Genomic DNA, 13,731 nt, shown 5'->3' with positions numbered 1-13,731 from the left:
GCGGGAGGCTCTACATGGACTTTGCAGGAAAGACGGTCATCGTCATCGGCGGGACCAGCGGTATCAATAGGGGCATCGCCGAGGCCTTCGCGGCCTCGGGCGCCAAACTGGCCGTGGCCAGCCGCTCGCAGGAGAAGGTGGACGACACCATCGCCGCGCTGAAGGCAGCCGGCGCGGCCGAGACCATCGGCGCGGCCTTCGACGTGCGTGATGCCGAGGCGGTCGCCGCGGGGCTGGAACAGTTCCACGCGGCGCTCGGTGATTTCGACGTGCTGGTTTCGGGGGCGGCGGGCAACTTCCCGGCGCTGATGGCGGAGATGTCGGTCAACGCCTTCCGCACCGTGGTCGAGATCGACCTGATGGGTACTGTGCATGTGCTGAAAGGCGCCTATCCCTATCTGAAACGGCCCGGCGGCAACATCATCAACATTTCGGCCCCGCAATCTTACCTGCCCTACGAGGGCCAGGCCCATGTCTGCGCGGCCAAGGCGGGGGTCGATCAGATCACCCGCACCCTGTCGATGGAATGGGGCGTGGAGGGCATCCGGGTGAACTCGGTGGTGCCGGGTTTCATCGAGGGCACCGAAGGCGCCAAGCGTCTGGCCCCAACCCCCGACGCGGGCGAGCAGCTGCGCCGAGACGTGCCGCTGGGCCGCTGGGGCACGCCTCAGGACGTGGCCAACGCCTGTCTGTTCCTGGCCTCGGACATGGCCAGCTATGTCAGCGGTACGGTTCTGGCCGTGGACGGGGCGCTGTATCAGCGCGGCTCGGGTCAGTTCGGCCAGATGATGGGGCAGATGCTGCGCAGCATGAAAAAGGGGTGATCCGCGTCCGACAGGCTTGGCCGGCCTTGCCGAACACAGGCAGGGCCGTGGCCGCTTGGCAAACCGCCGCTACTGCAACTGCAGGATATCCGGGATGCAGAGCTTTCTTTGTGCCGGCATCTGGTCTGCACCATCCGACCGCTTCAGCCTTTTCGGACCATCCTTGACTTTGACCTTGGGCTCAGCGAGCGCGCCCCTCAGGGTCACTGGCCACGGGCTGCGCGCAAGTGGCTCGCCAATCTTTCTTGGCTGGATGTTCAGGTCCAACACCTTGTCCGTCAGGTCGACAGCGCCAAAGACAACGACCTGAACATGATCTGTTTCCAGCGTCGTCTGTTTCGTCTCAATTTTTCCGTTGGAAATGCTGATCGGAGCGCGCAGGCACACGATTGGCGCCACTTTCTGTTTTTCCTTGGTAAATACCCACGGAAGAATACCCAGCCCGGCTAGATCCAGAAGCTGGGTTTCGATCGAACCGTCGCGCATTGAAACCGTGGCATTGCCACTCATGCTGCCGACGAATTGCTTGACGGTATCCGTGCCCCCCGTAACCGAGAAATCTGCGTACACCGTGCCGCTGGCGCCTTTCTTGAAGTTCAGGTTTTGCAGAAGGTCATCCAACTGCCATCCGCCCGCCTTTCCGGTCAGGGTCAGCAGATGCGCCTCATTCGAAAGATCCATTTGCCCGCTGACGTCGAAATGACCACCTCCGTATTCAAACTTCAGAGGTCCGGCCCGTAGCTCGTTTTCGTCCAGAGTCAGTTCGCTCTGCAGGCTGCTGATGCCCTTGGCACCCTCAATGTGACGCAGGTCTATGTCGACATCTACATTCACACCCGACAGCAAAATGGCCCGCCCGATGGGTTTGAGGGTCACATCCCTCAACGGACCTGTGTCACCGTCGCCTTGCTCGGCATCTTCCTGCTCCGGCGGTGAACCACCTATCTTGCGCAGTTGGGCGGCCGCCTGAACGATGGTCCGGATTTGATCGATTTTTATCAGATCGCTCTCGATCGACCCCTGCAGCACGGGATCGCTTGTTGCGTCATCAAGATCCGCCGCGATTTTCAAGACCGACTCGGAAACCTCGACATTGGCGTTGGCATTCCAATCGGTGCCTTCACTTACCAGGTCGATTTCAAGATGGGCCCGACCGGTGTCCACCGGCTCCAGCGACAAGGCCTTCAGAAGATCTGCGCCCGACGGAACATCCACGTCGATTGCCAGATCCAGATTCTCGAACTTGAGGACATTTTCTACGGTTCCGTGCACCTCCAGGCTCCAGACCTCGGTTTCGCTTGTCTGACCATCCAGATTGGTCAAAGCAAGCTGTTCGATGTTTCCGTTCAAATGAAAGTTTCCCGAAAACCTGCCCAGCTGGTCATCGGGGCCCAACAGTTCGGGCGAGATCAGACTGCTTGCCGGAATATCGATCAAACCTTCGGCGGATACGCCCTGCAACTGCAACGCATCCTCGACCGAACCGGTCAGAATGATAAAAGGATCGGCGGGGTTTCCGATCCTCAAATTGATGTTGCCCACGCTCAGGGCACCTTCGGGCGTTCTGGCAAGCTCGGAGAATTTGATCGGCGGCGGGCCCTCACCAGAGGTGTCCAGCGTGAAACCGTTCGTCTTGATGACCATCTGCCGTTGCGGGACCTGTCCCGGGACACTGTCGATGACCATATCCACGGCAATAAGCTTGAGGTCATACCGCGAGGCAGCCGGAGCCGGCTCGGCATCCTCAGGATACAGGCGAATGCGGGTCGTCAGAGAAACATCTTCCGGATTGCCCAATTTCCCGATTTGTCCGGTGACGGAAAGGCTTTGGCCACCATCCAGCTCGGCCAGAACAGACAGGTCATCAACCCGTGCGACGCCGTCTGCCAGTTTGAATGTTGCACCAACATTGCCCGAACCCTCCAACACGCGGTTGAGTTTCAAGACATCGAGCAGTTGACCCAACTGATCGACCTCGAGGGTCGCCTTGACCTGAAGGCCGGTCTCCACAGGAATCTGTTGGGCTTCGACCGAAATCTGATCAAAGTTCAATGCCACTTGGAACGGGTCCTGGGGCGGGAACGTGCCCTTCAAGTCAAAACTCTGACCGTTGAGCGACCCCGTTCCGACCGCCGAGGCAACACCGGTTTCGGCATCGCGCTGCAAAACCAGTTCTGGAAGCTGCAAGTCCAGTCCAATGCCGTTCAGGTCGTTCTGATAGAGTACGGTGACATCCTTCAGGTCGATCGTACGATCCGTCAGAATTCCGGCCAAAGGCTGGGTCGGACGTTCCGAAGTCTTGTCGGTTTCGGTCCCGGTGCGCGAAAAGGACTGCCAGTTGGTCACGCCTTCTTCGTCTGTGATCAGGTTCAGATGAACCCCAGACACTGAAAGATTGCTCACCGACAGCTTGCTGTTCCACAGGTCCCGTGCAGATACTTCGAACTCGATCTGATCGATCGCCGCCAGATCCGCCTCGGCCTTGGGCGTAGCGGGCAATACCAGTCCAGCTGCTGATACCTGCAACTGACGGCCAAGGCCCAAACGCACCTCATCCTCAATCAACACCTGCTGACCCAGCTTCTTTGAGATCAGGTTCTCAACGAAACTGGTCCGCACCGACGAGAACAAAGCGGAAGACAGAAACAGCCAAGCCGCGGCAAAAACCACAAGCGCGACCGCGCAACAGATCAAGACACCTTTGACAATTATTCGCACGTTTCCCCTCAGCGTCCCGATTCAGCATGTGATTACCCTAGAGCATTTATCCATCATGTTAATGGAATACATGTTTCGCGCGCCTTCTGAGGCCACGAGATTGCCGTTGCCCGGGCCAACTCACCCTTTGGATTCACACAATCATCCATTTACTGCTATATGTGAATTCTTTTGCGAATGAGGGCATGATGAATTCACTAACCAGAATAACGCGTGGGATAGGTGTCGCATTCAAGGACGGCAGAGTGAAGGGCATACTCGCCTTCACCGTCGGAATGATCCTTTGGGCGTCCGTGTTCTACCATTTTGTCGAGGGGTGGAGCTGGTTGGACTCCGTCTATTTTTCCGTAGTGACGATCTCGACCGTGGGTTTTGGCGACTTTTCTCCTGAAACCGCTGCGGGCAAGATCTTTACGATGGCGTACATAATCGTGGGTCTGGGTATCTTCGTCACCGCCGCCACGACCGTGGCCGACACGATCCTGTCCCAGGAGGATGAGACTCCGAAAAAATAGGCTCTGGCAAGGTGAGCCACAGCGTGCTTTGCACCTCAGGATCCGCTTGCAAAGTGGGGGCTGAGTCAACCACCGCACTGCCGGAAACCACTAAGAGCTCAAAAATATACATATTTGCTTTTTTGAGTGTAACATACGGAAAAACATACCAGGGGGATGGAATGGAAAAGACTCAGGACGCAAAGATTGTCGACCTTGCGATAAGGTTACTGTTTCTCGGGCTGTTTCTCTACAGCGCCTTGGTCATGGTTGCCCCGCTTGCAAGCGTCGTCATCTGGGCCACAATTCTCTGCGTCGCGCTTTATCCCGCCTTCGATTGGCTTCAGTCCAAGCTGGGAGGACGGAAGAAGCTGGCAACGACGATCCTGGTTTTGCTGGGTCTGGTTCTCACATTGGGGCCGGTAGCAACGGCGGTATCTGGGGCTGCGGAACTGGGGTCCGAGTTTGCCGAGCAAGCTGACAAGGGCGAGTTGAAGATACCGCCGGCGCCGGAAGGCCTGAAGGATCTGCCTCTGGTCGGTGCCAAGCTTGCCGATGCCTGGGGCATGTTTGAACGGAACTTGGATGGTGCGCTTGCAAAATACGGCGCGCAAATCCTCGAGATCACCAAATCGCTCTTTGGCAAAGTCCTGGGGATCGGAATCGGGCTTCTCGGCCTTGCGCTGTCGGTGTTGATCATGGGCGCCCTGTTCAGCCCCGGACCGGATCTGGTGCAGGGCCTTCAGCGCTTTGCCAACCGCGTCTTTGCGCCACGCGGCGGCGAATTCGTCACTCTGGCTGGGGCCACGATCCGGAACGTGACCAAGGGCGTAATCGGCGTTGCCGCCATTCAGGCCGTCGTTGTCTGGGTCCTGTTGGCGCTGTTCGGGATATCCTCGGCCGCGACGCTGGCGTTCATCTGCCTGATACTCTCGATCATCCAGATCGGCCCCGGCCTCGTCCTTCTGCCGCTGGTCATCTATGCATGGAGTTCCATGTCCGGCGGTGCGGCGCTGATCTTCACCGTTCTGGCCATTCCCGTCAGCATAATGGACAGCTTCCTGCGGCCGGTTTTCATCTCAAAAGGCCTCGAGACACCGATGCTCGTGATCCTCATCGGGGTTCTGGGCGGGATGATGGCCTATGGCCTGATCGGCATCTTCATGGGTCCGGTCTTGTTCGCCGTCTTCTACGAGTTGTTCAAGGTCTGGATCGACGCCTCACCAGCGACCGATGACACCGCCGAGGGAGCCGCAAAATGAGGAAGACGATCTGGACGACACTGGCCGTCATTCTCATCTTCCTCATCTGGTATCTGGTTGCCGACCGCAAGACGCCGTTCACCGGGAACGCACGGGTAAAGGCCGTGGCGACCCAAATCGTTCCGCAGGTCACGGGAACCGTGATCGAGGTATTGGTAGAAAACGGGCAGGTCGTCTCGGCCGGCGATCTGCTGGTTCGGATCGACCCGAGACCCTACGAGATTGATCGCGACAGAGCCCAGGCCGACCTTGAGGCGGCCACTCAGGAGGTCGGCGCATCCTCGGCCGAGGTAAGTGCGGCGCAAGCCAAGTTGGCCCGCGCGCAGAGCGATCTGGATACGATGCGCATTCAGACGGAGCGGGTCTTCGCGCTCGAGAAGAAAGGGCTGATTGCCATCTCGAAAGCCGACGATGCCCGAGGCCAGCTGGCCGAGTCCGAGGCGAACTATGAAAACGCCAAAGCAGATCTGGAGAAGGCCAAGCAAAGGCTTGGGGACGAAGGGAATGAGAATCCCAAAATCCAACGTGCCTTGGCGGCTTTGGCCGATGCCGAGCTCAATCTGGAATGGACCGAACTGCGCGCGCCGGCTACGGGCGTCATATCCAACTTGTTGATTGCACCCGGCACATACGCCCGGTCCGGCCAGGATCTGCTGACGTTTCTTGATGCGACGGACGTGTGGATCGAGGCGTATTTCACCGAGAACAATCTGGGGCGCGCCACCGTCGGGTCTCCGGTGGATGTCGTGCTGGATATGCACCCCGGTCAGATCATCCCGGGCAAAATCGAAAGCTTCAGCGCGGCGGTCTCGCTGAGTGGCGGCGACACACCCGGACAATTGGCAAGCCCGCCGAGCACCAAAGGCTTTCTGCGCGAACCTGAACGGTTTCCCGTGCGCATCATACTGCCGGGCTACGAGGCCGGAAGCGCGGAAGACGACCTGAGGTTTCAGTTGAACGGTCAGGCGGATGTCATCATGTACCTCAGCGACAACGGGATACTGAACGCGGTCGGTCGGACATACATTCGTTTGGTTTCGATCTTTTCTTATGCGTACTGAGGACAGACACGCCGTTTACAGACTTGCACTGGGTGTGACCGGCGTCTTTTCTCTGGGGCTTTTCCTTGGGTGGCCATTGGCGGTTGTTGGCGCGGTGTTCACCGCGCTCTTCCTTCAGGCACCTACCGCGTTGCCCCTGGCCGCGTTTGCGAAACTGTTCGTTTTCTCGATTGCGTTGATGTTCGTTTCTTTCCTGCTCTCATCGGTTTTCGCGCCCTATCCGGTCGTGTTTCTGATACTGGTGGCGATCGGGATAATCCTGTCCTTCATATGGTCCGTGTCAGGCGCCGGTGTCCTGCCGGGCGTCATCGCCCTGATGGGGGCGCTGATGATCCCCAACCTCGTTCTGCAATCTCCGGATCTGGCGCTGGTGCTTGTATTCTGGATCCCGCTGAACCTGTTGTTTGCCGGTTTCGTATCGACGTTGATGTTCACGCTTATTCCGGCCGCCCCCCAGAACGCCACGCAGGGCAAAGCCGGATCCGCCGCTGACTTTGACAAGCATCGGCGCATCGTCAGAATGTCTCTTGTCACGGTTCCTTTCGCCCTGGCATTTTTTGTGTCTGGGGCGTCTGCCCTGCTGGTTCTGTTCTTTGTGGCTCTTCTCAGCCAGCAGCTCGCTGCGATGCCTGCCGCCGGCAAAGCCGTGGCCAAGGCGATGCTGACGGCAAACCTGCTCGGCGCAGCTGCGTCCATCATCTGCTACGAAGTCAACGTCATCGCGCCGGTCATTCTCACGCCGATCCTGCTGTGCTTTTTCGCCTGTGTGACGCTTGGCGCGCTCGGCAAATCCCAGATCCCGCTGGCCGCCGCCGCCGGATCGGCCCTGACGACGGTCCTGATTGTCTACGGCGGGTCGATTTCACCGTTTTCGGACGAGGCCGATGTCAAAAGCATCACTCGCGTTCTGCAAGTCGCAAGCGCGGCCCTGTTCGTCATCATAGCCTACGTGGTCGTGGATGAGTTCTGGCCGGAAAAGAAACGCGAAAACCCGGTGAATGCATGACGCAGCCGCCAACTTTGGCGCCCGAGGCAAATTGGACTGGCGTCAAAGTTGCAGGGGCGGCCCCAGAAACTCGATCTGCCATTTCTCGGAGAATGCATTCAGCACGTCCCGGTCGGGAACTCCGTCTGCCATGATGTCTCCCAGCCCGTTGAAGAAGGCGACCGTGTCGAAGGATGGCAGTATCATGACCAGTTGCCGCGCTGGCCCGTCGGAAAGATTGCGAAATGCGTGCGCGGCGCCCCCGGGGATCGTTACGACGTCGCCTGTTTCTGCAACAAAACGCTTTCGATCGCACTCGTAGAGATACCGCCCGTCCAAAACGCGAAAGATCTCAGTTTGTGGGTGACGGTGCAGAGGCGGGCCAGACCCCAGTTCATTTATTGTCTCTATGACCGAGATATTATCGTCGGTGGTGTCGTGCGGTATCCGGACAAACTACTGCAGTCCGATCGCCGGGACGTGGATGGGAGGGTCGGTCAACTTCGAATGCCAGAACTGATAGGGCAACAAGGACCCCTCCTTCCTTACCCGCGAAAATAGTTCCGCTTCATGATGACATTTGTCCATCAAGTGAAACAAGCCCGACGGCGGACCCGCATGACCGTGAAGGCCATGCGGGTTTCACGGAACAGATGCCGGATACGCGGACGATCCAGAGGTTGCGGACGCTTCCGGTTCAAGGGACCCGGGGCGAGCGGCGCTGAATGATTGCTCGTCGGGAGTTCTGCAAAACGCCTGCCGACTGCCGGCCCTTCGCGTCAGTTCGTGGTCTCAAGCCCCTCGGGTTTGCCCACAACCACGAAATGCAGCCCGTCCGGGTCCAGCAGCTCGGCCGCGACGCGGTTCACCTCGTCCAGCGTAACCGCGTTCACCTTGTCGTTTCGGGTCGCGATGTAGTCGATCGGAAGCTCTTCCATCTGCATGCCCACCATGATGCCCGCTATCTGGGCATTGCCGTCAAAGCGCAACGGATAAGCGCCGGTCAGATAGGTCTTGGCGTCGTCCAGCTCTTTCTGGGTTACGCCTTCGGTCGCCGCGCGCCGCCATTCGTCGCGAATTACCTCGATAGCCTGCCCGATCCGGTCATTGGCCGAGGATACCGACCCCAGATAGACCGAGGCCAGATCCTTGGGCACCAGATAGGTCCCGACGCCATAGGTCAGGCCGCGTTTTTCGCGCACTTCCTGCATCAGGCGGCTTTCAAAGCCGCCGCCGCCGAGGATGTGGTTCAGGATGTAGGCTGCAAAGAAATCCGGATCGTCGCGGTCGATACCCTTCTGGCCGAACAGCGCCACCGATTGCGGCGTGTCGAACTCGACCACCGTGACGCCACCGGGAATCGTCACCTCTGCATTCCCGGGAATCGGTTTGCCCGTTTCGGACAGGTCCGACAGCAGATTGTCCAGCAACGCACCCAACTCTTCGGGTGTGATGTCGCCCACTGCGCCCACATACAGACGGTCCTTGGCGAAGACGCCTTTGTATGCGTCGATGATGTCGTCACGGGTCAGGGCCGATACGCTGTCGATCGAGCCTTTGCCGTTGGATCCATACGGATGATCGCCATAGGCCATTTTGGCGAATGCCTCACCCGCGATGTCATTGGGGTCGGTCTGTTCCGAGCGCAGCCCGGACAGGACCTGCGCCCGAACCCGGTCGATCGCGTCCTGATCAAAGCGTGGTTGCTGGATTGTGGTGCGCAGCAGGTCAACGGCGTCGTCCCGGTTTTCAGTCAGGAACTGGGCCGAGATCGCAACACTGTCATCGGTGGCCCTGTATCCGATCGACGCCGCCAGGGATTCCAGCGCCCGCGCATAGGTGCGAGAATCCATGTCGCCCGCGCCTTCTTCGAGAAGGCCGCTCATCAGATAGACCGCGCCGCGTTTGTCGGGATCGTCCAGTGACGTGCCCCCGCGGAACCGCAGTTCCAGCGCAGTGAACGGGATCGAGTGATCCTCGACCAGCCAGGCTCGGATGCCGCCGGGCGAGGTGACCTCCTGAATCTTGATCTCGGCCCAGGCAGGCAGAGCGATCAGCAGGGCGATCAAGGGGGCAAGGAAACGGATCATTGGGTCACCTCGTCATCACGCATCAGCCAGCCGGTGACAGACGCTTCGGGCTGAAGCACCTCGCGCGCGGCGGCGATGATTTCTTCGCCGGTGACGGCCTGCAAGATGTCGGGCCAGGCCTGCACGTCCTCGACCGTCAGGCCGCTGGTCAGCGCCCGACCATAGCGGTTGCCGATTCCATCGACGTTGTCTCGGGCATAGACCTGTGCGGCGCGCAGCTGCATCTTGATCCGGTCCAGATCATCCGGGTTGACGCCTTCTGCGATGAAATCGACCACCGCCTGATCCATCGCATCCTCGGCCTCTTGCAGCGACACGCCTTCAGCCGGAACAACGATCAGATCAAAGGTCGTGTCATCCAACGACACCCCACGATAAAACGCCCCGGCATATACAGCCAGTTGCTGCTCAAGCTGCAGTTTCTCGTTCAGGTAGGACGTTGTGCTGCCGCCCAGCAGTTCGGCCAGCAAGAACAACGCGGCAGCCTTTTCCTGTGCACCGGCATCACGCTCGGGCGCGAGGTAGCTGCGCTGAACATATGGTTGCGACACCCGCGCATCCTTGAAGGTCAGACGCCGCTCGGCGGTCTGCGGCGGTTCCTGCGATCGGACCCGTTCAGGCAGGTCCGGGTTGGCGGGGATCACGCCATAATACGTCTCGGCCAAGGCTTTGACCTCGTCCGGGTCCACATCGCCGGTCACCACCAGGATCGCATTGTTGGGCGCATAATAGGTCTGGTAGAAGGACAGCGCGTCCTCCATGTCCAAGGTCTCCATCTCGTGCTTCCAGCCGATCACCGGAACGCCGTAGCGGTGGTTGAGATACTGCGCCGCGCTCATCTGTTCGCCGAACAGGGCACGGGGGTTGTTCTCGGTGCGCTGGTTGCGTTCCTCCAGGATCACGTCGCGCTCGGTGGCGATGTCGCTCTCGGTCAGCCGGATGTTGCGCATCCGGTCGGCCTCCATCTTCATCATCAACTCCAGCCGGTCGGCCGCGACGCGCTGGAAATAGGCTGTGTAGTCATACGAGGTGAAAGCGTTGTCGTTGCCCCCATTGGCCGCAACGGTGGCCGAAAGCTCGCCCGCCGCCATCGTATCGGTGGCCTTGAACAAAAGATGCTCGAGGAAATGCGCCACACCTGACGACCCGATCGGCTCGTCCGCCGATCCGGCCCGATACCAGACCATATGCTGAACCACGGGCGCACGGTGATCTTCGACCACGACGACATCCATGCCGTTGTCCAGGGTAAAGGTAGTGACGGCCTCGTGCCCGGTTTCGGCCAAAACCGGGGTTGCGGTCATCAAAGCGGCGCAAAACGCCAAGGCCCGAGCCATGGGGCATCCTCCGTTTCGTTACGGTGTTCAAACTACGGTGACGCCGAACGGGTTCAAGAGCGATGACGGAAAGTTAAGAATTATTCATCCGGCGGCGACGAGGGTGTTTCCACGCCCTGTCTGCGCAAAGCTTCGGTCTGCACCTGGGGATCGATGGAATTGCGCTTGTAGACCTGCGAATAGCGGTCCACCTTGAACAGGCGCAACCGCGTCCACCGGCTTTGACGCTTGCGGAAATCCGCATCTTCCTGCGCCAGAACCTGGCGGGTGTTGGGGGAAACGCCATAGCGGCTGGAAGCCGTCACCAGCGCCCCGTCCGACGACGGAATACCAGTGCCGGGGTTCAGCGCCCCGGGATTGCCACCCAACGCAGCCACGGCATCGGCATTCGGGTTCGGGTCGGTCAGGTTCGCGCCACCCGGCGTCGGCGCGGGCAGGAACGCATAATCTTTGGGCTGGGTCAGTGGCTTGACCGGCATGACCGAAAACTCGTCAGGCCCGGGCCCTGGCGCTTCGAGATGGCGCAGGCCGATATCGGAACATCCTGCGACCGCAGCAGCAAGTGTCAGAGCAATAATGGCGCGCGGCATCCGCATCTTGGTCTCCAGCCTGTTTCAGGCGCTTTTATCGCATAACATCCGGCGCGTCACGAGGGCTTTTTGCCTTCGAACAGCACCAACCCGAGGGCACCCGCGAAAATGAACACGTCGGCGAGGTTGAAGACGAACGGGTTGTTGATGCCACAGCAAGACATGTTCAGGAAATCCAGAACGTATCCATAAAGCACCCGGTCAACCACGTTCCCCAACGCTCCGCCGATCAGCAATCCGCCGAAAACCAGCATCCGCCTTGATGCGGCCGTACGCCAGAGCCAGACGAAAACGCCGATGCTGATGGCCAGCGAAATAGCGATGAGAAACCAGCGCGCGGCTTCGGAATTGCCCTGAAACAGGCCGAAATTGATGCCGCGGTTCTCGCCGTACCGAAAGGTCAGCAGCGGCGGCAGCACGTCGATGCCGCCGGGCTGGTCGGCCACGCGCAACACGTGGACCACCAGGTACTTGCTGAGCTGGTCGATCACAAATGCGGCCAGCCCGGCCCAGAGCAGAACCCGGGCCCGCATCAGTGACGGAAATGCCGCATGCCGGTGAACACCATGGCCAGACCGGCTTCGTGGGCGGCGGCGATCACCTCGTCATCGCGCATCGACCCGCCCGGCTGGATCACGCAGGTCGCGCCTGCAGCGGCGGCCTCCATCAGCCCGTCGGGGAAGGGGAAGAACGCGTCCGACGCCACGGCCGAGCCGATGGTCAGCGGTTCGGGCAGGCCCAGGGTTTCGGCCATGCGCTCGGCCTTCTTGGCGGCGATCAGGGCGGAATCCACCCGGCTCATCTGACCGGCGCCGACGCCCACCGTGGCCTCGTTCTTGACGTAGACGATGGCGTTCGACTTGACGTGCTTGGCCACTTTCCAGGCAAACAGCAGATCGCGCATCTGCTCAGGCGTGGGGGCCAGCTTGGTTACGACCTTGAGGTCATCCATCTCGATATGCCCGTTGTCTTTGTCCTGCACCAGCAGCCCGCCGGCCACCTGGCGCACGGTCTTGCCGCCGGCGCGCACGTCGGGCAGCGCCTCGGTGGTCAGCAGGCGCAGGTTCTTCTTGGCGGCAAAGATCGCCTTGGCCTCGTCGGTGGCGCCGGGGGCGATCACGACCTCGGTGAAGATGCCGGTGATTTCGCGCGCGGTTTCCGCGTCCAGCGGCCGGTTCAGCGCCACGATCCCGCCAAAGGCCGAGGTCCGGTCGCAGTCGAACGCCGCCTTGTATGCCTCGAGCAGCGTCGCGCCCTTGGCCACGCCGCATGGGTTCGCGTGCTTGATGATGGCACACGCGGCGCTGTCGCGCGGGTCGAACTCGGCCACCAGTTCAAAGGCGGCGTCGGTGTCGTTGATGTTGTTGTAGCTCAGTTCCTTGCCCTGATGCTGCACGGCGGTGGCGACGCCGGGGCGGCCCGAGCCATCGACATAGAACGCCGCCTGCTGGTGGCTGTTCTCGCCATAGCGCAGGGGCTGTTTCAGTTCGCCGGCGAACACGCGGCGCTTGGGCGTGTCGATCTGCAGCGCGTCGGCAAGCCAGCTGGACACGGCTGCGTCATAGGCTCCGGTGCGGGCATAGGCTTTCTGCGCCAGCCACTGGCGGAAGCCCAGCGACGTCTTGCCGTAGTTTTCCTCGAGCTGATCCTGCAGGGCCGAGTAATCCTCGACATCCACTACCACGTTGACGAAGGTGTGGTTCTTGGCCGCGGCGCGGATCATCGCGGGGCCGCCGATGTCGATGTTTTCGATGCATTCGTCATAGCCCGCGCCCTTGGCCACCGTTTCCTCGAACGGGTAGAGGTTGACCACCAGCAGGTCGATCGGGCCGATGCCATGCTCCTGCATCGCTGCCACATGGGCGTCATTGTCGCGCAGCGCCAGCAGGCCGCCATGCACCATCGGGTGCAGCGTCTTGACCCGGCCATCCATCATCTCGGGGAAACCTGTGACCTCGCTGACATCCTTGACCGCAAGCCCGGCATCGCGCAGCGCCTTGGCGGTGCCGCCGGTCGACAGCAGCTCGACCCCGCGGTCGGCCAGGGCCTTGCCCAGATCGATCAATCCGGTCTTGTCGGAAACGGAAAGCAACGCGCGGCGCACGGGGTGAAGGTCGGTCATGGGTCCAAAGATCCTTTTGGCTCAGTCGAAATCGGGCTCGTCCCGGTGCACGTCGCGCACGGCATAGGCTGTATCCTGCGCCTTGCTCAGCGTCCACCGGATGCGCGTCGCATACTCGATTGCGCGACCGGATAGAACGATCTGTTTTGTCGCGCGGGGCTTCAGACGGCCTTTTTCCAGATAAACGCTTGGCTCAAGAGACAATTTTCCGGCGCCGTCATGGCGAAAAACCCAGATCTCGCCGCTTT

13 protein-coding genes and 1 pseudogene are annotated in these 13,731 nt (G+C 60.4%); 5 read left to right on the top strand and 9 right to left on the bottom strand.

Translation table 11 applies throughout. The annotated features are described in order from the left end of the window. Positions 1-14: 14 nt before the first annotated feature. Positions 15-824 (top strand): SDR family oxidoreductase, encoded by an 810-nt coding sequence (locus AC2FM5_RS01605; RefSeq protein WP_170419938.1) that lies wholly within the window; start codon positions 15-17, stop codon positions 822-824. Positions 825-893: 69 nt separating this feature from the next. Here AC2FM5_RS01605 and AC2FM5_RS01600 read toward each other — a convergent pair whose 3' ends face one another. Beyond that, on the bottom strand, positions 894-3,443 hold the full coding sequence (locus AC2FM5_RS01600; protein ID WP_496733516.1) for an AsmA family protein: 2,550 nt from the start codon (positions 3,441-3,443) through the stop codon (positions 894-896). A 344-nt stretch (positions 3,444-3,787) separates the two neighbouring features. Here AC2FM5_RS01600 and AC2FM5_RS01595 point away from each other — a divergent pair, with 344 nt between their 5' ends. The 4 genes from AC2FM5_RS01595 (at position 3,788) to AC2FM5_RS01580 (ending at position 7,365) form a co-directional block, all read left to right on the top strand. Continuing rightward, on the top strand, positions 3,788-4,057 hold the full coding sequence (locus AC2FM5_RS01595; RefSeq protein WP_315901678.1) for a potassium channel family protein: 270 nt from the start codon (positions 3,788-3,790) through the stop codon (positions 4,055-4,057). Between the two features lie 161 nt (positions 4,058-4,218). Further along, positions 4,219-5,298 carry an AI-2E family transporter gene (locus tag AC2FM5_RS01590; RefSeq protein WP_170341131.1) on the top strand — a complete coding sequence of 360 codons (1,080 nt, stop codon included), beginning with the start codon at positions 4,219-4,221 and terminating at the stop codon, positions 5,296-5,298. Beyond that, positions 5,295-6,359, top strand: coding sequence for an HlyD family secretion protein (locus AC2FM5_RS01585; protein WP_170364749.1), 1,065 nt, complete (start codon positions 5,295-5,297; stop codon positions 6,357-6,359). The genes AC2FM5_RS01590 and AC2FM5_RS01585 overlap by 4 nt, the downstream gene beginning before the upstream one ends. After that, the gene (locus AC2FM5_RS01580) at positions 6,349-7,365 is read left to right on the top strand and encodes a DUF2955 domain-containing protein (protein ID WP_496733513.1); all 1,017 of its coding nucleotides are present in this window, start codon (positions 6,349-6,351) and stop codon (positions 7,363-7,365) included. The genes AC2FM5_RS01585 and AC2FM5_RS01580 overlap by 11 nt, the downstream gene beginning before the upstream one ends. Positions 7,366-7,407: 42 nt before the next feature. Here AC2FM5_RS01580 and AC2FM5_RS01575 read toward each other — a convergent pair whose 3' ends face one another. The 8 genes and pseudogenes from AC2FM5_RS01575 to AC2FM5_RS01540 all read right to left on the bottom strand — a co-directional run. Beyond that, the gene (locus AC2FM5_RS01575; RefSeq protein ID WP_244952302.1) at positions 7,408-7,551 is read right to left on the bottom strand and encodes a hypothetical protein; all 144 of its coding nucleotides are present in this window, start codon (positions 7,549-7,551) and stop codon (positions 7,408-7,410) included. Positions 7,552-7,554: 3 nt separating this feature from the next. After that, positions 7,555-7,737 (bottom strand): annotated as a pseudogene (locus AC2FM5_RS01570) (cupin domain-containing protein); the annotation flags it as partial. 386 nt (positions 7,738-8,123) lie between these two features. Beyond that, a complete protein-coding gene (locus tag AC2FM5_RS01565; protein ID WP_496733511.1) occupies positions 8,124-9,434 on the bottom strand; it encodes a M16 family metallopeptidase in 1,311 nt (436 codons plus the stop codon). Next, a complete protein-coding gene (locus AC2FM5_RS01560) occupies positions 9,431-10,771 on the bottom strand; it encodes a M16 family metallopeptidase (RefSeq protein WP_480637182.1) in 1,341 nt (446 codons plus the stop codon). Before AC2FM5_RS01560 ends, AC2FM5_RS01565 begins: the two co-directional genes overlap by 4 nt. Before the next feature lie 80 nt (positions 10,772-10,851). Continuing rightward, on the bottom strand, positions 10,852-11,367 hold the full coding sequence (locus AC2FM5_RS01555; protein ID WP_170341119.1) for a DUF3035 domain-containing protein: 516 nt from the start codon (positions 11,365-11,367) through the stop codon (positions 10,852-10,854). A 50-nt stretch (positions 11,368-11,417) separates the two neighbouring features. Then, a complete protein-coding gene (gene lspA / locus AC2FM5_RS01550; RefSeq protein WP_170360612.1) occupies positions 11,418-11,894 on the bottom strand; it encodes a signal peptidase II in 477 nt (158 codons plus the stop codon). Continuing rightward, the gene (purH, locus tag AC2FM5_RS01545) at positions 11,894-13,483 is read right to left on the bottom strand and encodes a bifunctional phosphoribosylaminoimidazolecarboxamide formyltransferase/IMP cyclohydrolase (protein ID WP_496733508.1); all 1,590 of its coding nucleotides are present in this window, start codon (positions 13,481-13,483) and stop codon (positions 11,894-11,896) included. Before purH ends, lspA begins: the two co-directional genes overlap by 1 nt. A 21-nt stretch (positions 13,484-13,504) precedes the next feature. Then, positions 13,505-13,731, bottom strand: a 227-nt coding sequence (locus AC2FM5_RS01540) for a heparinase II/III domain-containing protein (RefSeq protein WP_496733506.1), incomplete at its 5' end; no start/stop codon positions are given.

The organism is Ruegeria sp. BHSA162 (assembly GCF_059613385.1).
The sequence above is the reverse complement of the archived record's forward strand: the minus strand, read 5'-3'. Positions and strand labels throughout refer to the sequence as shown.

Bases quoted from the DNA above. Each gene is read 5' to 3' on its own strand.
- AC2FM5_RS01605 (WP_170419938.1), top strand. From the start codon at position 15: ATGGACTTTGCAGGAAAGACGGTCATCGTCATCGGCGGGACCAGCGGT.
- AC2FM5_RS01590 (WP_170341131.1), top strand. From the start codon at position 4,219: ATGGAAAAGACTCAGGACGCAAAGATTGTCGACCTTGCGATAAGGTTA.
- AC2FM5_RS01585 (WP_170364749.1), top strand. From the start codon at position 5,295: ATGAGGAAGACGATCTGGACGACACTGGCCGTCATTCTCATCTTCCTC.
- AC2FM5_RS01580 (WP_496733513.1), top strand. From the start codon at position 6,349: ATGCGTACTGAGGACAGACACGCCGTTTACAGACTTGCACTGGGTGTG.
- AC2FM5_RS01575 (WP_244952302.1), bottom strand. From the start codon at position 7,551: ATGATACTGCCATCCTTCGACACGGTCGCCTTCTTCAACGGGCTGGGA.
- AC2FM5_RS01565 (WP_496733511.1), bottom strand. From the start codon at position 9,434: ATGATCCGTTTCCTTGCCCCCTTGATCGCCCTGCTGATCGCTCTGCCT.
- AC2FM5_RS01560 (WP_480637182.1), bottom strand. From the start codon at position 10,771: ATGGCTCGGGCCTTGGCGTTTTGCGCCGCTTTGATGACCGCAACCCCG.
- AC2FM5_RS01555 (WP_170341119.1), bottom strand. From the start codon at position 11,367: ATGCGGATGCCGCGCGCCATTATTGCTCTGACACTTGCTGCTGCGGTC.
- lspA (WP_170360612.1), bottom strand. From the start codon at position 11,894: ATGCGGGCCCGGGTTCTGCTCTGGGCCGGGCTGGCCGCATTTGTGATC.
- purH (WP_496733508.1), bottom strand. From the start codon at position 13,483: ATGACCGACCTTCACCCCGTGCGCCGCGCGTTGCTTTCCGTTTCCGAC.